Below are 21,668 nucleotides of genomic sequence, written 5' to 3' on the forward strand. Positions count from 1 at the left end.
GAATGTCGCGCTCGGCAGGTCCGTTCGCAATGGACACGTCTTTCGAATTTCGCTGCGCACGGAGATGCTTGTTCTCCATTCGATCCCCACGACAGGCAGGTTCTTCTCAGAGGGCCGGTTCGACCGCCGGAAACGCGATATCTTCTTCCCGGCGGGGGCCGGGGCCGCCCGCTCCCGGGGCGGCGGGCGTGTGGTAGGCCATGCGCTCGCGGCGCCCCCGCAGGGGCTCGCGACTGACTTCGCGCCACGCCTCGGCCGGCGCCCCCGCGGCCCGCCGCGCGGCCTCCGAGACCAGGATCGGGACGCCGTGGAGCTTGGTCGCCTGCTCGAGGCGGGCGGCGACGTTGACGGCGTCGCCCAGCACGGTGAACTCGTAGCGCGCCTCCTCGCCGATGATCCCGCAGAACACCTCGCCGTAATGGACGCCGACACCGATGCGCACGGCCTGCGCGGGTGCGGCCCTGTCGGTCCAGCGGGCGATCACCGCGACGAGGTCCTGCGCGAAGGCGAGGGCGCGGGCCGCGTCGTCGGGCCGGGGCTCGGGCAGACCGAACACCACCAGGGCGCCGTCGCCGATGAACTTGTCGACCACGCCGCCCCGCAGGCGGGCGAGGCGCGTCACCCGCCGCCGGAAGGCGGACAGGAACTCGGAGAGCCGGTGCGGATCCAGGCTCTCGGCCAGGGTGGTCGAGCCGCGCATGTCGACGAACACGATGGCGGCCTGCTGGCGGCGGCCGGCCTTCAGGCTCCCGTCGCCGTCGGCGAGCCGCAGGACCAGCTCCTGCGGCAGGAACCGCGACAGCCGGTTGCGCCGGGTCGCCTCCCGCAGGGCCGACACGGCGAACAGCACGAACAGCACCGCCAGGGCCCCGACCATGACCCAGATGGCCAGGGCGATCCGCGACACCGTCGCCTGCCGCCGCTCCATCCGCCGCGCCTCGTGCGCCTCCATGCGGCGCACCCGGTCGCGGATCGCGTCCATCACCTGCTTGCCGCGCCCGTCCGCCACGGAGGCGCGGGCCGCCGCGCCGTCGCCGGCGCGCATGAGGGCGACGCTGGCGCCGAGCTCGTCGAGCTTCCGGCGGATCAGCCCGGCCAGGGTGTCGAGGTCGCCCCGCTGGTCGGGATCGTCCTGGACGAGGTCGCGCAGGAGATCGAGCTGCTGGTCGACGTTCAGCCGCCCCTCGGTGAAGGGCAGCAGGAAGGCCTCGTCGCCGGTGAGCAGGTAGCCGCGCTGGCCGGTCTCGGCGTCCTGCACCGCCGACAGGACCCGGGCGAGGCGCCCGTCCACCGCCACGGTGTGGCGCACGGCGTCGACGCCGCGCTGCTGGTACACGAAGGCGCCGAGCGCGATGGCGGTCATCACCAGGATCGTGGCGAACCCCACCGTCATCCAGGTCACGGTGCGCGAGCGCAGGGATCGCTGCACCCGCGCGCCCACGCGCGCGCCGACACGCGCCCTGACCGAGGCGGCGTCCGGCGCGGCGTCGCTCCGGTCCGATTCTGTTGCGGTGGCGGGCACGGTGGCGGGCGCGGGCGCTGGGACGGACATGTCAGGCCCCGCCCGCGCCGTGCAGCCGGACGGGCCGCCCGGTCCGCCCCCCGTCCTCGGCCGCCCGCGCCCGGCAATCCGCGATGGTCGCCCGCGCCGTGTCGATCGCGACGGACGCCGCCGACATGGTGCGGGTGTCCGGCTCCCGCTCGCGGGCGTAGCGGACGACGTCCATGGCCAGCGCGTCGACCTCGACGGTGAGCGCCTCGATCGCCGCCGGGTCGCGCAGCGCCCGGGCCTGCCCGGCGATCTCCAGGAGCCGGTCCAGGAGCTCGTCGATGCGCTCGCGGCGCAGGCTGGCGAGGCGCTGCCGGATCCAGGCCAGCACCGAGACGAGGCCGCCCACCAGCGCGCCGAGGAGGTAGAGCGTGTCGCCGTAGCGCTCGATGAAGCCGTGCTGGTCGCGCTCGTAATAGTCGATCGCCCCCGGATGGATCGGGATGCGGGCGCTGGTGGCCGCCACGGTCGTGTCGTAGGCCGGGGCCTGGACGTACTCGGCGGCGTCCGTCGCCAGGGCGGCGGCGCCGCGCTTCTCGAAGAGCTGCTGGGTCACGTCGGCCGCCACGACGCGGCTTAAGGAAGCCCGGGCCATCAGCCGGTACGAGGCGCCCACCGTCTTCACGTCGTCGGCCGGCAGCTTCGGGCGGCCGCCGAACAGGCCGCCCGGGACGGTGACCGCCTGGAGCCGCGGGAAGCGCTCGATCACCGCGCCGTCATCCTCCACGGCGACGAACGCCACCTTGCCGCCGCGGGCGACGCCCTGCACGGCCGAGACCAGGGCCAGCGCCTTCGGCGCCGAGGGCGCGATGATGCTGACGAAGGCGTCGATCCGCCTCTCGCGGAAGGCGCCGGCCACCGCCTCCTGGTCGACCGGGACCAGCAGGACCGTCGAGTCCCGGGCCGGGCCGGCGGCCTCCTCCAGGGTGAGCCCGTAATAGCCGAGGAGGTTCCGGAGCAGCCAGAGATCGGCGTCCCGGTGCGCCGCGATGCCGAGCCGCTTGCCGGCGAGCTTCGGGAAGCTGGTGATCCCGGCCTGCTCGGGCGAGGCGATGACCATCGCCTGGTCGCGCAGGATCGCCAGGGTCAGGCCGTTCGTCGGCAGGAGCACGTCGGGGCGGACCACCGCGAGGTCGGCGCGCCCGTCCTGCAGGGCGGCGGCGCTCTCGCGCACGTCGTCGAAGGACAGGATCTTCAGCCGGACATTCTCGTGCGCGGCCTCGAGCGCGTCTGCGTAGGCCTTGATCAGGCCGGGCTCGGTCCCGTCCCGGGGAGCGACCGCGATGGTGAGCACCGTCGCCTGGAGCAGGTACCACGCCGCGACCCCGCCCGCGCCCAGGAGGGCGGCCCCGGCCAGGAGCAGGGTCTCCCGGCGCAGGATCCAGGCGGGGAGGGTCCACATCGCCCCGGCCACTCAGAACAGCGAGATCAGCACGATGCCGCCGACCATCAGGGCGGCGCCGATCAGGCGCGGCGGGCCGGCCTTGACCCGCTTCATGCCGAACCAGCCGAAATGATCGAGCGCCACCGAGGTCAGGAGGTTGGCGGTGATGAGCAGGCCGTTGAAGGCGCCGGCCCCGACCTTGTCGACGAAGAGCAGTCCGGCGAAGACCGCGACCGCCCCGGTGAGGCCGGCGAGGGGCATCCACCAGCGGACGCCCGCGACGTCGTCGCGGGTCGGCAGCGGCGACGGCCGCAGCAGGAACATCAGCGCGAACACGAACACGACCGGCACGAACGACACCGTCGCGGCGAGCCAGGGATTCTCCAGGGCGCCGCGGAGCTGCGCGTTCCACACCACGCCGATCGCCATCAGGGCGCCGGCCACGAGGATGAACGGGTAGAGCAGCTTGCCGCCGACCCCCGAGCCGCCGCCGTCGCTCTTGCCGCCCGAGCGCGCGATGAAGGTGACGCCCACCGCCATCAGCAGGCCGCCGAGCCAGGGCATCGGCTTGAAGCCCGCCGCCTGCAGGCCGAACAGGCCGAGCGCGTCCATCGCCAGGGAGGTGAGGATGTTGGCGGTGAGCGTCAGGCCGTTGAACGGCCCGGCGCCGACCTTGTCGATGAAGGCGAGGCCGCCGAACACCGCGACCGCGCCGGCCAAGCCTCCGAGGGGCGCGTACCAGGGCATCTTGCCCAGGGAGTCGAGGCTCGGCAGCGGCGTCGGCATCGTGAGGAACAGGGTCGTGAACACGAAGACGATCGGCAGGAACGACACCGTCGCGGCGAGCCACGGATTGACCATGCGGCCGCGCAGCTGCGCGTTCATGGCATTGCCGATCGCCTGCAGCGCGCCCGCCACCAGGATGAAGGGATAGAGGAGGGCAGCCGTCACGCGCGCGGACCTTCGGGTTTGCGGGGAGGGAGGGTCAGACGAGGAGCAGGCCAGCGAGCGCCAGCGCGAGGGCCGGCGGCATCACCAGCAGGCCGAGCTTGAGGAAGGTCCAGGCGCCGACATCCTGGCCCTCGCGGCGGATGGCGGTCAGCCAGAGGATCGTGGCGAGCGAGCCCGTCACCGACAGGTTCGGCCCGAGATCGACGCCGATCAGGATCGCGCCCGCCACCTTCTCGGGCACGTGGGCGGTCTGGACCGCGGCGCCCGCGATCAGCCCGGCCGGCAGGTTGTTGACGAGGTTGCACAGCACCGCGACGAGGCCGCCCGCCCCCCAGGCGGTGGCCTCCGGGGCGGCGTGGGCGTAGCCCTTGAGGAGGTCCGCCAGCATCGCCAGGACGCCGGTCTTCTCCAGGGCCTCCACGAGGACGAACAGCCCGGCCACCAGCGGCAGCACGCTCCACGACACGTCCTTGGCCACCTCGACGAGGCCGCCGCGCTTGAGGAGCAGCACGACGATCGTGGTGGCGAGCCCGGCCACGAAGGTGGGCAGGCCGAGGTCGAGGCCGAGCGCGGAAGCCGCGATCAGCACGCCGCCGGTCGCCACGATGCCGATCCCCGCCACGAGGCCGGTGCGGGACAGTGGCACAGCCTCGACGTCGGTGGCGACCTCCTGCCCGCGCAGGGTCTTCGCCTGTGTCAGCCGCAGCACCGCGTAGGTCGTCGCGATGGCCAGCAGCGAGGGCAGGGCGAACAGGCCGAGCCAGCGCACCAGCGGCGGCATGTGCTCGGCGAAGACCACGAGGTTGGCCGGGTTCGAGATCGGCAGCACGAAGCTCGCCGCGTTGGCGATGAAGGCGCAGATGAACAGGTAGGGGAGGGGGTTCTCCACCTTGGCTGCCTTGGTGGCCGCGTAGACGGCGGGCGTGAGCACCACCGCGCAGGCGTCGTTCGACAGGAACACCGTGACGACGGTGCCGACGAGGTACACGAGGGTGAACAGCCGGGTCGCCGAGCCCTTGGCGGCGCGCACGGCGATCGAGGCGAGCCAGTCGAACAGGCCCTCCTTCCGGGCCACCTCCGACATCAGCATCATGCCGACGAGGAACAGGTAGACGTCGGTCCCCTTCAGCACGCCGTCCCAGGCGGTGGCGGGGGCGAGCAGGCCGAGGGCCACGAGGGCGCCGGCCCCGAGCACGGCCCAGATCGCCTCCGGCCACGCGAACGGCCGCAGGATGACGCCGAGGGTCGCGAGGGCAGCGATCGTCCAGGTCGCGATGTTGGGGGTCAGCGTCAGCGCGCCCATCGGTTGCGGTGGTCCTCTGGTGGGGTGGATCGTGCGGTGCGGTGTGCCGCGATTCGGGCGGGACCGGCTACCAGTGCCGGCCGTTGCGGTTCGGCCCGAGCTGGTCGCCCCGGAGCCCCTTCTCGGGCCAGGCCGGCAGGCGGAACGCGTCGCTGCCGGGCCGCTCGTGCGCGGGCGGCGGCACGAAGCTCCGGTCCACGGGCTCGATCACCTCGGTGTCGGTGTGGCCGGTGCCGTCCGCGACCGTGACGGCGAGGCGGCGCGCGCCGTCCCGCCAGGGGATGCGGGCGTGGACCGTCCGGGGGCCGTCCGGCACCATCGGGTGGGCCGGGCCGCCATCGACGCGCAGGTGACAGCGCCACGCGGCCCGCGGCCGGTCCGACAGCACGAGGGCGCGCACCGAGACCGTGCCGTCGGCGGCGTCGAGGGGCGCCGTGGCGAGGCGCCGGTCGGCGGGGCTCGTGACCATCACGAAGGGCAGTGCCCGGTCGAGGGGCTTGAACCGCCAGCTCGCGACCGGCCCGTCGATCGCCGCGACCGCGTAGCCGACCGAGCCGTCCTCGTTCTGGCCGACCGAGCGGGCCGCGGCGTAGAGGGTGCGCCCGTCCGGGGCGAGCTCGTTGTAGTGGGTGTGGCCCATCTCGACGAGGCGGACGCCGTAGTGGCGGATCAGGCCGGCGAGCGCCGCCCGCTCGTCGGGCACGCAGAGGTCGTCCGGGTAGGTGTGGGCGAAGACCGCGCAGGGCTGGCCCTCCCGCTCGGCCCGGGCCAGCTCCTCGCCGAGCCACGCGAGCTGGTGGGGGCCGAGGCGGAAATCGAGGCCGAAGCCCTTCTGGCCGTAGCCGGGGCTGACCATGTCGAGGAACAGGCAGCGCACGCCGGCCCAGGTCTCGGCGAAGTAGTAGTGCGTCACCGAGACGGGGTCGCGCGGGCGCGGCAGGTCGTGGCGCCGCGCCGCGTGGCCGCCGCCGCGCGGGCTGCCCGCGACCGCGGCGAACAGGGCGTCGAAATCCGCCATCGTGCCGTGCTGGCGGTCGTGGTCGCCGGCGATCAGGCGCACCGGCAGGTCCGGGTGCCGGTCCAGGGCCTCGCGCAGGACCGCGTACTGCTCCGCCCGCCCGTCCTCGGCGAGGTCGCCGGGGATGTAGACGAAGTCGAGGAGATCGTGTCGGTGCAGCCCCGCCACCTCGGCGAGCATCGCCCGCAGGTCGGCGGCGTGGGGGTCGGAGCCCCGCTCGAGATGCAGGTCGCCGATATGCGCGAAGGCGAACACGCCGTGGCTCGCCGTCATGGCGCGCCCGCGCGCCGTCTGTGGTTTTCCTGAGCCATCGTGCCCCCCGGACAGGCCCGTCCGCCCCGGCCGGGAGATCGGCCGCGGTGGTCGCGACCGGCCCGACGTTTCGGAGCCGGCGGGGTTCCGGCCCCGGGGGGAGACGCGCGCCGGTGGGGCCCTACATTTTCGTGAGCGCGGGCCCGATCCGTGCCCTGCGCCGCGAAGTGTCGTGAAAACAGACACTCGCTGTCCTCTCAGCCGACAGATCCGGGCGATGTCGGCGCAAGGTCAGCCCGGGGTCAGCCCGGGGTCAGCCCGGGGTCAGCCCGGGGTCAGCCCGGGGTCAGCCCGGGGTCAGCCCGGGGTCAGCCCGGGGTCAGCCCGGGGTCAGCCAATGACTCCGCCGGCCGGCGGGTTTGCGGCGCGCCTCAGTGCACGCGCCGGAACAGATCCGGCAGGTAGCGTTCCAGGGTCTCGTGTCCCTCGAACTGCACGTCCACGGTGGCGGCCGCGCCCCACGGGCGGTGGAGCCCCACGACCCGGCCGCGGGCATGGCGCCAGATCCCGAGGATCTCGGCGAGGTCGAGCCGGTCGAACACCACCTCGTCGCCCGGGGCGAGGGCCGGCGCGGCAACGCCGGACCAGGCCTCGGGGACCGGGCGGCGGGGCATCTCCGCGACCCGGGAAGGCTCATCCCCCGGATCGAGGATGGGGGAGAAGGTTTCGTTCGCGGAGTGCTCGCGGAAGAGCATGATCTTCACTAAGCCGTTGCGATGACTGGATAATCGCAGGTTCAATCCGATCCGACAAGGCTTGTTCCGGCGCTCCGCCCGCCGGACCGACCTGTATTCGGCGACCGGTCCGGGCGACCGGGATCCGCCCGGGCGCCGCGCCCCGTCCCCGGGGCCGGACCGCGCGCGCGGGGACGGAGCGGGGCCGGAGAGGAGTTCCGCGGGGGCGCAGCATGCGCCTCTCCGGTTCAGGGGTATCGGGAGATCGTTCGTGTCGTCGAACGACGATCTTTAGAATTTCGGGGCGGGCCGCGCTGATCTAAACCTGACGCGAGACAATCATCCACGTGAGACGGCGCCTGTCGACTTGATGGATCGTGTCCGCATGCCTTCGGATGCGGCGCGAACCATCGCGGCCCGACCGCCGGACTTGCCCCCGTCCATCCCGATCAGAGTTCCCGCCCGATGAAGTTCCTGCGTCTCCTCGCCGTCGCGGCGCTCAGCCTCGGGGCCCTGCCGGCCGGGGCGGAGACCCTCCGGGTCGGCGTCGTGCCCGGCGCCTACGGCGACGCCGTCACGGTCGCGGCCCGGGAGGCCAAGGCCGAGGGCCTCGACGTCAAGGTGGTCGAGTTCAGCGACTGGACGACGCCCAACGTCGCCCTCGACGCCGGCGACATCGACGTGAACTTCTTCCAGCACCGCCCCTTCATGGAGAACGCCGCCAAGCAGAAGGGCTACGCGTTCGACATCGTCGGGCTCGGGATCCTGTCCAATATCGGCCTGTACTCCCTGAAGCATAAGAGCTTCGACCAGATCCCGGCGGGCGGCACGGTGGCGATCGCCAACGACCCGGTGAACCAGGGCCGCGGCCTGCTGCTCCTCCAGAAGGCCGGGCTGATCACGCTGAGGGACGGTGTCGGCTTCCTCGGCACCCTCGACGACATCGTCGAGAACCCGAAGACGCTGCGGTTCACCGAGGTCGAGGGGCCGCAGCTCGCGCGGATCACCGGCGACGTCGACCTCGCCCTGGGCTACCCGCACTTCATCGTGGCGGCCGGCAGTTTCGACCCGACCAGCGGATTGATCTATTCCGGTATCGAGGACCGGCGCTTCGCCGTGAGCTTCGTCACCAAGGCCGCCCGCAAGGAGGACCCCGTGATCCGGAAATTCGTGACGCTCTTCCAGAACTCGGAGGCCGTGAAACAGCAGATCCGCAAGTCCTTCGCCAACAGCGACAAGCTGTACCTGCTGGCGTGGCAGAACTGATGGTCGGCCTGATCTTCGACAGCCTGCGCGATCCGGGCACGCCGGCCGCGGCCGGGCGGACGAGCCCGGGCGCCGCGACCGCCGCCCGGACCCCGGCCGCCGCGCCCGGCAGCGAGGCCGACCGGGAGACCGGCACGGTGCGGTTCGAGTCCGTCTCGAAGACCTACCGCTCGGCCGCCGGGCCGGTGCAGGCGCTCGACCGGGTGGACCTCGCGATCCCCGCCGGCGCGATCTTCGGCATCATCGGCCGCTCGGGGGCGGGCAAGTCGAGCCTCCTGCGCACGGTCAACCGGCTGGAGGCGCCGAGTTCGGGCCGGGTCCTGGTCGACGGCGCCCCGATCGACGCCCTCGACACCGACGGGCTCGTCGCCCTGCGCCGGCGCATCGGCATGATCTTCCAGCACTTCAACCTGCTGGCGGCCAAGACCGTCCGGCAGAACGTGGCGCTGCCGCTCACGGTCGCGGGCGTCCCGCGGCACGCGATCGGCCCGCGGGTCGCGGAGGCCCTGCGCCTCGTCGGCCTGGAGGACAAGGCCGACACCTACCCGTCGCGGCTCTCCGGGGGCCAGAAGCAGCGGGTCGGCATCGCCCGGGCGCTCGTGAGCGATCCGGAGATCCTGCTCTGCGACGAGGCGACTTCCGCCCTCGACCCGGAGACGACGCTGGCGATCCTCGACCTGCTGCGCGACATCAACCGGCGGCTCGGGATCACCATCATCCTGATCACCCACGAGATGAGCGTGATCCGCGAGATCTGCAGCGACGTGGTGGTGCTGGAGGGCGGCCGGGTCGTCGAGACCGGGCCGGTCTGGCGCGTGTTCGGGGCGCCCGAGCACCCGACCACCCGGGCGCTGCTCGAACCCCTGACCCGCGGGCTGCCGCCGGATCTGGCGGCCCGGCTGCAGCCGCGGCCCGCGCCGGGCGGCTGGGCGATCCTGCGGATCACCTGCTCGGGCCGGGCCGCGCCCGACCTCTCGGGCCTCGCGGGGGCCGGGGCGCCGGTGCGCCTGCTCCAGGCGGGCATCGAGCGGATCCAGGGCCACGCGGTCGGCCGGATGCTGGTGGCCGTCCCGGCCGAGGATCCGGGCGCGGAGGCGCGGCTGCGGACGCTCGGCGGCGACGTGGAGCGGGTCGGCTACGTCCCCGCCGACCCGGCGGAGGGGTGAGACGATGCGGGACCGCTCCTCCCCCGATACCCCGACCGCTCCACCGCCGCCCCAGCACCCCGAACCCGGAGGCCCGCCATGTCGCCGCAGATGATCGAACGCCTCTGGCAGGCCTTCCTCGACACCGCGCTCATGGTCGGGGTCTCGGCCGGGATCGCCGTGGTCGCCGGCATTCCCCTGGCGCTGTTCCTCGTCACCTCCGGGCCCGGCGGCATCTTCGCTGCGCCGACGGCCCACCGGGTGGTCGGGACCGTGGTCAACGGCTTCCGGGCCGTGCCCTTCATCGTGCTGCTGGTGGCGCTGATCCCGTTCACCCGGCTGGTGGCCGGCACCACGATCGGCGTCTGGGCGGCGATCGTGCCACTCTCGGTGAGCGCGACCCCGTTCTTCGCCCGGATCGCCGAGGTCTCGCTGCGGGAGGTGGATGTGGGCCTGATCGAGGCCGCCCAGTCCATCGGCTGCCGGCGCCGGCACATCCTCGCCCACGTGCTCCTGCCCGAGGCGCTGCCGGGCATCGTGGCCGGCTTCACCATCACGGTGGTGGCGATGATCGGCGCCTCCGCGATGGCCGGCGCGGTGGGCGCGGGCGGGCTCGGGGACGTCGCCATCCGGTACGGCTACCAGCGCTTCGACACCACCGTGATGGTGGTGGTGATCGCGATCCTGATCGCCCTCGTGTGCGCGGTCCAGTTCGCGGGCGACACCGCGGTGCGGCGGCTCCGGGCCCGCTGAGCGAAACCGCCCGATCTGGGCGATCCGACCGGGAGCCTGCAGCCATGGGTCGTCCCCGGTCGACGACCTCGACATCGCCGTCCGCGCGCGCGGAGCGAAGCCGTCCAGGCCGCGCCGCGTCTTCCGACCGCGCGTGGGCCCCGGGTCGCTTCGCCGCGCTCGCGATGACGGCGGGACTTCCCAACCCGAGCGGTCAACCGGAAACCGTATGAGCCTGCACCTGGACGATCCCGTCACCGACCCGGTCGAAGATCGGCTGCCGCCGCCGCCGGCGCCGCCGCACCGGATCCGCTCGGACGCCGAGGCGATCGCGGCCGCGCGGGCCGTGGCCCGGATCTTCGCGGCGGGCGCGGCCGAGCGCGACCGCGACCGGCGCCTGCCCTGGGCGGAGATCGCGGCCTTCACGGAGAGCGGGCTCGGCGGCATCACGGTGCCGCGCGAACACGGCGGCGCCGAGGTCTCGCACGCGACGCTCGCGGAGGTCTTCGCGATCCTCGCCGCCGCCGACGGCTCGGCGGCGCAGATCCCCCAGAACCAGTTCGGCGTCCTGGCGCTGGTCGCGGCCGCCGCCAGCCCCGCCCAGCAGGCGCGGATCTACCGGGACGTGCTCGCCGGCCACCGGATCGGCAATGCCGGGCCCGCCCGCAACGGCAAGGCGATCACCGGCGTGGACACGCGGCTGACCGCCGGGCCGGAGGGCCCGCGGCTCAGCGGCACGCGCTTCTACTCGACGGGCGCGCTCTTCGCCCACTGGATCCCGACGCGCGCGGTCGGCCCCGACGGCGGGCCGCTCCTGGTCTTCGTGCGCCGGGACGCCCCCGGCGTGCGGGTGGTGGACGACTGGCAGGGCTTCGGCCAGCGCACCACGGCGAGCGGCAGCGTGATCTTCGCGCAGGCCCCGGTCGAGGCGGAGCTGACGATCGACCTCGCGCCCCTGGCCGGGCGCCCGGGCCTGTTCGGGCCGGTCTCGCAGCTGATCCACGCGGCGATCGACGCCGGGCTCGCCCGGGGCGCGGCCGCCGCCGCCCTCGACTTCCTGCGCACCCGGACCCGGCCCTATCCCTTCACCGCCGAGACCGTCGCGGAGGATCCCCACATCCTCGGCGAGGTCGGGCGGCTCACCGTCGACCTGCACGCCGCCGAGGAGGTCCTGGCCCGGGCCGGACGGGCGCTCGACCGGATCGCCGCGGCCCCAGTCACCGCCCAGAGCGCGGCCGAGGCCTCGGTGGCGGTGGCGCAGGCCAAGATCCTCACCACCGAGGCGGCCCTGGAGGCCTCCGAGCGGCTGCTCGAGCTCGCCGGCGCCTCGGCGACCCGCGACGGGTACAATCTCGGCCGGTACTGGCGCGACGCCCGGGTCCACACCCTGCACGACCCCGTGCGGTGGAAGTACCACCTCCTCGGGAACCACGCCCTGAACGGCGTGCTGCCCGCCCGGCACCAGTGGAACTGAGGACCGGGCGATGCCGCTCCAGCCCCACGAGACCGCCTTCACGCAGGCACCCGCGCCGCCGCGCCCGGTGCCGGTCCTTCCGGACGCCGCCGCGGCGCTCGCCGTCGCCGACCGGCTGGCGGAGGCCTTCGCCGAGGCCGCCGCCGAGCGCGACCTGGAGCGCCGCCTGCCGGTCGCCGAGATCGCGCGCTTCACCGAATCCGGCCTCTGGGCGATCACGGTGCCGAGGGAATACGGCGGCCCCGGCCTCGACAGCGCCACGGTCGCCCAGGTGATCGCCCGGATCGCCGCGGCGGACGGCTCCCTCGGCCAGATCCCGCAGAACCATTTCTACGCCCTGGAGGTGCTCCGCAACGGCGGCACCGAGGCCCAGAAGCGCGCCCTCTACGGCCGCGTCCTGGCGGGCGAGCGCTTCGGCAACGCGCTCGCCGAGACCGGCGCGCGCGACCACACCCGCCGCACCCGCCTCGTGCGCGACCCGGCCGGCTGGACTGTCGAGGGCCGCAAAGACTACTGCACCGGCTCGCTCTACGCCCACCGCATCCCCACCCTGGCCAATGCCGAGGAGGACGGCCGGGCGGTCGCCTACCTCGTCTTCGTCCCCCGGGACGCGCCGGGCGTGACCCTGGTCGACGACTGGGACGGGTTCGGGCAGCGGCTCACCGGCTCGGGCTCGGTCCTGTTCGACCGCGTCGCCGTGGAGCCCGACTGGGTGGTGCCGTTCCAGGCCTCGCTGGAGCGGCCCACCGCCCTCGGCCCCTTCGCGCAGATCCTGCACGCCGGGATCGATCTCGGCATCGGCGCGGGCGCCTTCGCGGCGACCTTGCCCTTCGTGCGCGACCGCGCCCGGCCGTGGATCGATTCCGGGGTCGCGCGGGCGAGCGAGGATCCCCTGACCCTCCACGCGCTGGGCGACGTCCAGGTGCGCCTCGCGGCGGCCGACGCCCTGCTGGCGCGGGCCGGCCGCTACGTGGACGCCGCGCAGGAAGCCCCCGACGCCGACAGCGTCGCGGCGGCCTCCGTGGCGGTGGCCGAGGCCCGGGCGGCGAGCCACCGGGCCGGCCTGCTCGCGGCCAACAAGCTCGTCGAGCTCGGCGGCACCTCGGCCACCGACCGGGCCGAGGCGCTCGACCGCTACTGGCGCGACGTCCGCACCCACACCCTGCACGATCCGGTGCGCTGGAAGTACCACTGGATCGGCGCCTACCACCTCGACGGCCGGCAGCCGCCCCGGCACGGAGCGCTCTGATGGCCGCCGCGACGAAGCAGATCCTGCTGAACGCCTTCAACATGACCTGCGCGGGCCACATCAACCACGGGCTCTGGACCCACCCGCGCGACCGCTCGGCCGATTACAACACGCTGTCCTACTGGACCGAGCAGGCGAAGCTCCTGGAGCGCGGCCTGTTCGACGGCCTGTTCATCGCCGACATCATCGGCGTCTACGACGTCTACGGCGGCGGCATCGACGTGACCGCCCGGGAGGCCGTGCAGCTCCCGGTCAACGACCCGACCGTGATGATCTCCGCCATGGCGGCGGTGACCGAGCATCTCGGCTTCGGGGTGACGATCAACGTCCACCAGGAGGCGCCCTACACCTTCGCCCGGCGCCTCTCGACCCTCGACCACCTGACGGGCGGCCGGATCGGCTGGAACGTCGTCACCGGCTACCTCGACAGCGCCCACCGCGGCCAGAGCGGCGGCGCGTTGCCGGCGCACGACCGGCGCTACGACTACGCCGACGAGTATCTGGAGGTGCTCTACCGGCTCTGGGAGGGCAGCTGGGACGACGCGGCCGTGCGCCGCGACCGGGCGGCCCGGGTGTTCAGCGATCCCGCCCATATCCGCAAGGTCGTCCACCGGGGCGAGTTCTTCGCGGTCGAGGGCTACCACCTGTCGGAGCCGTCGCGCCAGCGCACGCCGGTGCTCTACCAGGCCGGCGCCTCGGGCCGCGGCCGCGCCTTCGCGGGCCGCCACGCCGAGTGCGTGTTCATCTCGGCCCGCGACCCGGCCACCGCCCGCGACTCCGTCCGCGCCATCCGGGCCGAGGCGGTCGCGGCCGGCCGGGAGCCCGACGACGTGAAGGTGTTCGTCGGCCTCGCGGTGATCCCCGGGCGGACCCGGGCGGAGGCCGAGGCCAAGCGCGACGAGTACCTGTCCTACGCGAGCCCGGAGGCGGGCCTCGCGCATTTCTCCGCCTCCACGGGGATCGACTTCGCCCGCTACGGCCTCGACGAGCCGATCCCCTACGCGCCGGGCAACGCCATCCAGTCGGCCACCGCGGCGGCGGCCAGGCGCGGACTGACGAAGCGCGACCTCCTCGCCGAGTTGCAGCTCGGCGGCCGCTACGCGGTGCTCACCGGCGACGCCGTGACGATCGCCGACGAACTCCAGGCCTGGATCGCGGAGGGCGAGGTCGACGGGTTCAACCTCAGCCGGATCGTCGTGCCGGAGAGTTTCTCGGACTTCATCGACCTCGTGATCCCGGAACTGCAGGACCGCGGCCTCTACAAGACCGCCTACGCCGAGGGCTCGCTGCGGGCGAAGCTGTTCGGCCAAGGGGACCGGCTGCCCGCCCGCCACCCGGCCGAGGCCTATCGCGGCGCGCCTCGGCGGCCCTGATCAGCGCCCCTGGGACTCGCCGCTCTCGGAGCCGAACCAGCGGCCGTAGATCTCGTCGTAGCGGCCGTCCTCCCGCAGGCCCAGCAGGGCCTGGTTGACGCGCTTGCGCCGGGGATCGTTGGCCGGGAACAGGATGCCGTAGGATTGCCGGTTGAACGCGGTGCCGACCAGGCGCAGGGCGTCGTGGCCGGGCCGGGTCGCGTAGTAGCTGAGCGCGGGGGCATCGTAGACCACCGCCGCGACCGTGCCGGCCTGCAGCGCCGCGCAGGCCTCCTCCAGGGTCGCGAAGCCCACCGGCGTGGCGAAATGGTCCGCCAGGTAGGCGACCGAGGTCGTGTCGGCGACCGTGCCCACCCGCTTGCCCGGCAGGTCCTGCGGGCCGTTGATCGCGCCGCGCAGGCGCTCCACGGTCGCCGTGCTGGTCAGGCCCGCGGTGAACCACGCCACCAGGGCGATGCAGGTGAACAGCCAGAGCACCGTGACGGCCCGCGCCAGCGGGCTGCGCGGCATCTCCTCCGCCTGGGCGGCGAGGCTGCTCAGGGCCCACCAGACGACGTGGGCGAAGCCGCGCGCCGGTCCCGAGCGCGCCGCCATGCCGCCGGGGTGGCGCCGCTCGAGCCACCAGACCAGGGCCGCCACCGCCAGGATCAGGGCGGCGAGCCCCAGCAGGACCTGCAGGAAGGCGGCGTCGCTCAGGAGCGCCTGGAGAGCCCGCGCGGTGGCCGAGCCGGTCGCGTCCGACTCCGACCGGACGGCGATGCGCAGGCCGGTCTCCAGCATCGTGACGGAGAAGTCGAAACGCCGCTCGCGCTCCGCGGTGATCGACACCGCCGCGATGGCGAGGTCCGCGCGCCCGTCCGAGACCGCCGCGAACAGCGCCGGCAGGTCGTCGACGCGCAGGTAGGCCGTCCGGACGCCGAGATCCCGCGCGATGGCGTTCCAGAGATCGATGCTGAACCCGCGCAGCCGGCCGTCCTCGTCCATGACCAGGGGCGGCACCGGATGGGTCGCGACCCGCCACGTCTCGGGCTCGCCGGTGCGGAGCGCGGGCGCCGCCTCCCGGGTCTCGGCCTGGACGGGGCCCGGGGCGAGCGGCGCGGCGGCCGCGCAGCACAGGCAGAGGGACAGGACGCCCGCGGCGCCGGCGCGCCGCCGGCCGGCGGACCGGCGCGGCACGTCAGAGGCTCTCGATCCAGTTGCGCAGGACGGCGCCGGGCGCGGGTTCGGGGCCGGTCTCCAGGCGCTGGGACGCGTCGCTCGGGATGAAGCCGAACCGGCGCTTGAACGCCCGCCGGAAGGTCCGCTCGTCCGAGAAACCGACCGCGAAGGCGACCTGCGAGATGCGCAGGGGTTTGGGGGCATCGTCGCGCACGAGCATCCGCATCGCCGCCATGAGGCGGCGGTCGCGGATATACGCCACGATGCCGTTGGGGGCGAACAGCCGGTACAGGGTCGAGCGCGACAGGCCGAGCCGGGTCGCGATCAGGGCGGGCGTCAGCTTCGGGTTGCCGAGTTCCGCCTCGACGAGGCGGCGGACGCGGATCCGGATGTCCTGGTGCTGGGAGGGGCGCCCCTCCTCCTGCCCGCGCAGCCAGCTGGCGCAGAGCTGGGTGATCGCCGCCGAGGCCGCCAGGGCCTCGCGGCGGTCGAGGAGGTCGCCGCAGGCGACGACGTTGGCGACGAAATTATGGACCAGCCGCCCGAACGGGTCGCCGTCGTGGTCGAGGGGGCGCCCGTGCAGGGCGTCGGGGTGGCAGCCCTGCTTCTCCAGCAGGGCGCGGGGGATCACGACGTTCGTGGCGTCGACGGCAGCCGCCACGATGCGCACGGGCTGGGCGAGGTCGAAGACGATGCACTGCACCTCGTTCACGGGGCCGGTGCCCTGCTCGGTCTCCACGCGGCTCTGCCCCCGCCGGTAGAACTGGAGCAGGATGTGGTCGAGGCCCTGCTGGCCGATCATCTCCCGCGTCCGCACGAGGGTGTGGGCCGGCGCCACCACGTCGCCGACCAGCAGGTCGCCGAGATGGTAGCTGCGCATCGCGATCGGGACGGTGAGATCGGTCTCCGGGCGGAAGCTCACGTCGAAGATGGGCGCGAGATGGTCCTGCCACGCCCGCCCCAGCGCCGCGGGATCCCCGGGCGGCTCGAACCGCAGGCAGGCGATCTCGCCGCCCGGCGCCTCCCCCCCGGCCGGTGCCGCGTCCAGGTCGTGGTTTCTCTCCTCGGAAGACATACGTAGAGCCTGACACCTGCTGTTCGCGCGACCGATGAAGAACGGGGGCCTGTCCCAAGGTGACGCGTGGCAACGCGGTCCGGTCGTCCCGCACGTTAGCCGCGTCCACCCGGACAGTCCTCCTGTCTCCCGCCGACCCGAGCGGCTGTACACTGTCGTTTGCCCGGGCGGCGTGCGATTCGACGCGGGGGCCGCCCGACCGGACCGCCCCCGGCGCAACGTCCGATCAACGTGACCCGCGAGCCGGCGGTGTGGTTCCATCCGTCCCAGAAAGGGGGATCCCCGTTTCAGGACGTCGCGCGCGGCGCCGGGTGTGGCCGCGATGTGATAGTCCGTTAAAGCCGCATTTCCTAACCCCCGTGCAAAGCTTGCGGCAGGCATGACGGGGGTCAGTCTGGTGGTCCAACAGTATAGCGATGTAGAGCGTGTGACCGGATCCTGTGATCCGAGCCGGGGCGCGCGCGCCGGAACCCGGCGGCGCGGCCCCGTACGGCTCGGATTGCTGGTCGGCAGCTCGCTCGCCACCCTCACGCTGGCTCTCGGACCTGTTGCGGCGCAGACCGTGCCGGCGCGCTCGCCTTCGACGTTCGATGCTTTTGGCGTTCCCCTGACCGCGGCGCAGTTCGACACGCCCGAATACAGAGCCGACTGGGGCTTGTCTGCGATTAATGCCGCCACCGCTTACGCCCGAGGCTTCACCGGTCTAGGCGTATTGGTTGCCGTGATTGACTCCGGGATCGACCCCACGAATCCAGAATTCCGAGGACGGATCTCTCAGCAATCAAGAAATTTTATTCCCGGACTAAATCAAACCCTTATATTCGATACGGACACTGCATCCAGTCATGGAACCCATGTGGCTGGTACAGTTGCGGCTGCCCGTGATGGCGTCGGGATGATGGGGGTCGGTTTCGACAGCAAGATATTGGCGTTATTCAATTTACGCAATACAATCTCTGCAGTGGAGGCAGCAACTCAAAGCGGCGCCCGGGTCTTGAATGGCAGTTATGGACCGACGACCTCTTCTCCGATCGTCGATGGATTTTTAAATCCTAACTATAGAAGAATGTCAATTCAAGAATTCGAGATATCAGATGAAAGAGAGGCCAGTGCGCTTCTTGGGGCCGCACAGTCAGACATGCTCATGGTCTTTGCCGCAGGCAACGATCGAAGAAGTCAACCCGATGTAACTCAAAACCCGAGCGGCGCCGCATTCTATCCATTCATCAAGCCAGCGAATGCGAATAGCGGTCTCTACCAATTTTATACCACCTACGGGACTGACCCTAATGGCGATCCCAGCCCCGACTATGCGCCGACCGGCCCCGTCGACCAAAGCAAAATTGATTTTTCGAAGCTGGACGGCTTTATCGTTTCAGTAGTCGCAGTCAACGAAAACAAGAAGATCGCCAATTTCAGCAACTGGTGCGGTGTTACGGCAGCGTGGTGCATCGCGGCACCGGGCGTCAATATCTATTCAACCGTGCAGGTCGGACAGGGCTACAGCGGCTTCGACGCCAACAACAATAAAATTCTCAATGGTTCAAACTATGGGCCTCTGCAAGGCACCTCAATGGCCGCGCCGCACGTGGCCGGTGCTGCGGCCGTATTGCGTCAGGCGTTCCCGTTCCTGACGGCGCCGCAGATCGCCCAGACCATGTTCACAACCGCCACCCATCTCGGTGACGGGCCCGCCAACGCCCCGAACGCCATCTACGGCTGGGGCCTGCTCAACCTCGGCAAGGCCATCGACGGCCCGGGTCAGTTCACCTCCACTTGGACGGTCAACACCACCTACAATGGCCAAGCCTATTACGGCCGCTTCGCCAACGACATCTCGGGCGTCGGCGGTCTGATCAAGGTTGGTCTCGGCACACTCGAACTCGCCGGTACCAACACCTATGCCGGCGGCACCGCCGTCCTCGGCGGTACCCTGGCCGTCTCCCGCGACGCCAATCTCGGCGCCGCCGGCACCGGCCTGACCCTCGGCGGCGGCACCCTCGAGGTCCTGGCCGACGGCTTCGCCACCGCCCGCCCGATCACGCTGGCCGGCCCCGGCACCCTGCAGATCGACCTCGGCACCGCCACCTTCGCGGGGCCGATCGACGACGGCAGCCAGCCGGGCGTGCTCGTCAAGACCGGCCCCGGCACCGCCGTGCTCTCGGCCGCCAACACGTTCACGGGCGGCGCCCTGGTCGGCACCGGCACCCTGGCCCTGACCGCCACCGGCAGCCTCACCGCGCCCGTTCTCGTCGGCTCGGCGGCGAGCTTCCTCAATGCCGGCCTCGTCTCCGGCAACGTCGGCAACTTCGGCGTCCTCGCCAACAGCGGCACCATCACGGGCGGCCTCGCCAATGCCGGTCTGGCCCTCAACACCGGCACCGTCGCGGGCGGGCTGGCCAATGCCGGTCTGGCCCTCAACACCGGCACCGTCGGCGGCGGCGCGACCAACAGCGGCAGCCTGATCAACGCCGGCACCCTCGCGGGCGGGCTGACCAACACCGGCACCGCCCTCAACACCGGCGCGATCGCCGGCGGCGTCATCAGCAGCGGCATCCTGAGCAACAGCGGCGCCATCGGCGGCGGCGTCGCCAACACCGGCCTCCTCGCCACCAGCGGCACGATCAGCGGCGGCCTGACCAATGCCGGCACCGTGCTCGCCAGCGCCGGCCGCATCGACGGCGCCATCGCCAACAATGCCGGCCTGCTCGCCGTCGCCGGATCCGTGGCCAGCAGCGGCCCCTTCGCCAACGCCGCCGGCGCGACGCTCGCCGTCACCACGGGCGGCAGCTACAGCCTCGCCGGCCCCCTCGCCAATGCCGGCCTCGTCGCCGTCGCCCAGAGCGCCAGCCTCACCGCCTCCGGCGGCCTCAGCAACGCCGGCCTCGTCGCCAGCGACGGCACCCTCACCGCCGACCTGACCAACACCGGCGTCGCCCGCCTGTCCGGGCAGTTCAACGGCACGCTCACCAACACCGGCCTCGTGCAGATCACCGGCCCGCTCGCCGGGCTCACCGGCCTGACCAACACCGGCGCCCTCGACCTCGGCGGCACCGCCCTCACGCTCACCGACCTCGCCGGCCCGGCCTCCGCCGTCCTGGGCAACGGCGCCCTCACGGTCTCCAGTGCGGCCGCCTCCACCTATGCCGGCGCCATCCTGGAGACCGCGAGCCCGACCAGCCTGACCAAGGCCGGCCCCGGCACGCTCCTGCTCACCGGCCCCGGCCTCTTCTCCGGCCCGACCACAATCCAGGCCGGCACGCTCTCCCTCAACGGCCTCTGGACCTCGCCGGTCACGGTCGCGGCCAATGGCACCCTGCGCGGCATCGGCACCGTCGCGGCCCCGGTCACGGTCGCGGGCGCCCTGCGGCCGGGCAACTCCCCCGGCACGCTCACCGTGCTCGGCCCGGTGGCGTTCGCCCCCGGCAGCAGCCTCGGCCTCGACATCGACGGACCGGGCACCGGCACCGGCGCGGGCAGCTACGCCCGCCTCCTGGCGCTCGGCCCGACCGGCACGGTCTCGGCCAACGGCACCCTGGTGCCGGAGCTTCGCGGCATCACCGGCAACGCCACGAACAGCTTCACCCCCGCGCTCGGCCAGCGCTTCGGCGTGCTCACCGCGCAGGCCGGGCTGTCGGGCTCGTTCAGCGGGCTCGCCCAGCCGGCGGCGGGCCTGCCGGCGGGCACGCGCCTCGACGCGCTCTACGCCGCCACCGGCCTCGACCTCGTGGTCACGCCGGCCGCCTACGGCAACCTCGCAGGCCTCGGCCTCGCCCAGACCGGCAACGCCCGGGCCGTGGGCGCGGCCCTCGACCTCGCCCGCCCGGCCGCCGGCACGCGGCCGGACGCGGCGCGGGCGCGGGTGTTCGACCCGCTCTACGCGGCCGGCCCGGCGACGCTGCCGGGCGGCCTGGCGAGCCTGTCGGGCCAGAGCTACGGCGACGCGGTGATGACCGACCTCGCCGCGCGCCGTCTGCTCTCCGACACGATCGACCGGCACCAGCGCGGGCTGGGCGGGGGCGCGGGCGCGTTCAGCGCGGGCGATCCGGGCCCGGGCCCGAACCGCACGGCGCTGCAGGTGCGCGGCGGTGCCGGGGCGGCGGCGGCGCCGCTTGCGGTGGGCGAGGGCCGGGTCTGGGCCGACGCGCTGTACGGGTTCGGCGCGCGCGCGGGCGACCGGGCGGCGGCGGGCGCCGGGTTCGACGCGGGCGGGCTGCTGATGGGCGTCGACCGCCAGGTCGGGGCGGACACGCAGGTGGGCGGTGCGTTCAGCTACCTGCGCGCGGGCGGCACGTCGCGGGGCGCGGGGCTGGGTCGGTTCACCACCGACAGCTACGGCGGGACGCTGTACGCGAGCACGCGGCTGGGCGCGGTGATCCTGCGGGGCACGGCGGGCGTGTCGTACGCGGACGGTCGGGTGGACCAGACGGTGGCGCTGGGCGCGGCGGTGTCGCAGGCGTCCGGGCTGTCGTCGGGCTGGAACGGCGGGGTGTCGGGCTTTGCCGGCTACGCGCTGGCGACCGGCCTGCCGGTCGAGGTCGTGCCGGAGGTGGGCTTCAGCTACGACCGGCTGACGCGGGGCCGTGTGTCCGAGCGGGGCGGTCTGGTCGGGCAGGGCTTCGGCGGGCAGGGCTTCGCGGTGGCCGACCTCGACGCGGCGCGCAGCCTGGTCGGCGGGCGGGTGACGAGCTGGGCGGTGGCGGGCATTCCGGACCTGCGCCTTGAGGGTCGGGCGTACTGGGCGCACGAGCTGGCCGACACGGCGGCGGTGGTTCGCTCGAGCCTGTTCGGGGCGGGGTTCGCGGGCCGGACGAGCGCGCTGGGCCGGGACGGCGCGGTTCTGGGGGTGAGCCTGACGGGGGGGGTCGCCGAGGGCGTGCGGCTGTCGGTGGGCTATACCGGCGACGTCCGCCCGGGCGCCACCGCCCAGGTGTTCACCGCCGGCCTCCAGGCCGCGTGGTGAGGGGCGCCGCCTTTACTTGGCCGGCGCCGTGGTCCGGAGGCG

15 protein-coding genes are annotated in these 21,668 nt (G+C 73.1%); 7 read left to right on the plus strand and 8 right to left on the minus strand.

Going from position 1 to position 21,668, the window contains the following annotated elements; genetic code table 11:
* Positions 1–106 precede the first annotated feature (106 nt).
* The 6 genes from LXM90_RS01395 to LXM90_RS01420 all read right to left on the minus strand — a co-directional run bounded on the left by LXM90_RS01395 (position 107) and on the right by LXM90_RS01420 (position 7,131).
* Positions 107–1,552, minus strand: coding sequence for an adenylate/guanylate cyclase domain-containing protein (locus LXM90_RS01395; RefSeq protein WP_026605372.1), 1,446 nt, complete (start codon positions 1,550–1,552; stop codon positions 107–109).
* Between the two features lies 1 nt (position 1,553).
* The gene (locus LXM90_RS01400) at positions 1,554–2,951 is read right to left on the minus strand and encodes a TAXI family TRAP transporter solute-binding subunit (protein ID WP_043713328.1); all 1,398 of its coding nucleotides are present in this window, start codon (positions 2,949–2,951) and stop codon (positions 1,554–1,556) included.
* 12 nt (positions 2,952–2,963) lie between these two features.
* A complete protein-coding gene (locus tag LXM90_RS01405; protein ID WP_020096018.1) occupies positions 2,964–3,884 on the minus strand; it encodes a DMT family transporter in 921 nt (306 codons plus the stop codon).
* 34 nt (positions 3,885–3,918) lie between these two features.
* Entirely contained in the window at positions 3,919–5,187 is a 1,269-nt protein-coding gene (locus LXM90_RS01410) for an arsenic transporter (RefSeq protein ID WP_091928587.1), read from the minus strand.
* 67 nt (positions 5,188–5,254) lie between these two features.
* Complete coding sequence (locus LXM90_RS01415) at positions 5,255–6,478, minus strand: metallophosphoesterase family protein (RefSeq protein WP_234081590.1); 1,224 nt, start codon at positions 6,476–6,478, stop codon at positions 5,255–5,257.
* A gap of 410 nt (positions 6,479–6,888) precedes the next feature.
* Complete coding sequence (locus tag LXM90_RS01420) at positions 6,889–7,131, minus strand: hypothetical protein (RefSeq protein ID WP_100253618.1); 243 nt, start codon at positions 7,129–7,131, stop codon at positions 6,889–6,891.
* 525 nt (positions 7,132–7,656) lie between these two features.
* On the opposite strand from LXM90_RS01420, the gene LXM90_RS01425 reads away from it, so the two are divergent.
* The 6 genes from LXM90_RS01425 (at position 7,657) to LXM90_RS01450 (ending at position 14,430) form a co-directional block, all read left to right on the plus strand.
* Complete coding sequence (locus LXM90_RS01425; RefSeq protein WP_234081592.1) at positions 7,657–8,457, plus strand: MetQ/NlpA family ABC transporter substrate-binding protein; 801 nt, start codon at positions 7,657–7,659, stop codon at positions 8,455–8,457.
* Positions 8,457–9,623, plus strand: coding sequence for a methionine ABC transporter ATP-binding protein (locus LXM90_RS01430; RefSeq protein ID WP_234081593.1), 1,167 nt, complete (start codon positions 8,457–8,459; stop codon positions 9,621–9,623). The genes LXM90_RS01425 and LXM90_RS01430 overlap by 1 nt, the downstream gene beginning before the upstream one ends.
* Before the next feature lie 78 nt (positions 9,624–9,701).
* Positions 9,702–10,355, plus strand: a complete 654-nt coding sequence (locus LXM90_RS01435) for a methionine ABC transporter permease (protein WP_234081594.1) — start codon at positions 9,702–9,704, stop codon at positions 10,353–10,355.
* A gap of 208 nt (positions 10,356–10,563) precedes the next feature.
* The gene (locus tag LXM90_RS01440; protein WP_234081595.1) at positions 10,564–11,808 is read left to right on the plus strand and encodes an SfnB family sulfur acquisition oxidoreductase; all 1,245 of its coding nucleotides are present in this window, start codon (positions 10,564–10,566) and stop codon (positions 11,806–11,808) included.
* A 10-nt stretch (positions 11,809–11,818) separates the two neighbouring features.
* Entirely contained in the window at positions 11,819–13,057 is a 1,239-nt protein-coding gene (locus LXM90_RS01445; protein ID WP_234081597.1) for an SfnB family sulfur acquisition oxidoreductase, read from the plus strand.
* Complete coding sequence (locus tag LXM90_RS01450; protein ID WP_020096009.1) at positions 13,057–14,430, plus strand: LLM class flavin-dependent oxidoreductase; 1,374 nt, start codon at positions 13,057–13,059, stop codon at positions 14,428–14,430. Before LXM90_RS01445 ends, LXM90_RS01450 begins: the two co-directional genes overlap by 1 nt.
* Here the strand turns inward: LXM90_RS01450 and LXM90_RS01455 are convergent, their stop codons facing one another.
* Both LXM90_RS01455 and LXM90_RS01460 read right to left on the minus strand, forming a co-directional pair.
* Complete coding sequence (locus tag LXM90_RS01455) at positions 14,431–15,606, minus strand: transporter substrate-binding domain-containing protein (RefSeq protein WP_234081598.1); 1,176 nt, start codon at positions 15,604–15,606, stop codon at positions 14,431–14,433. It abuts the gene before it with no gap.
* A gap of 1 nt (position 15,607) precedes the next feature.
* Positions 15,608–16,663 (minus strand): helix-turn-helix domain-containing protein, encoded by a 1,056-nt coding sequence (locus LXM90_RS01460; protein WP_020096007.1) that lies wholly within the window; start codon positions 16,661–16,663, stop codon positions 15,608–15,610.
* A gap of 379 nt (positions 16,664–17,042) precedes the next feature.
* Here LXM90_RS01460 and LXM90_RS31865 point away from each other — a divergent pair, with 379 nt between their 5' ends.
* Complete coding sequence (locus tag LXM90_RS31865) at positions 17,043–21,626, plus strand: S8 family serine peptidase (protein ID WP_267965780.1); 4,584 nt, start codon at positions 17,043–17,045, stop codon at positions 21,624–21,626.
* The last annotated feature ends 42 nt before the right edge of the window (positions 21,627–21,668 follow it).

The organism is Methylobacterium oryzae, from assembly GCF_021398735.1.
GTDB lineage: Bacteria > Pseudomonadota > Alphaproteobacteria > Rhizobiales > Beijerinckiaceae > Methylobacterium.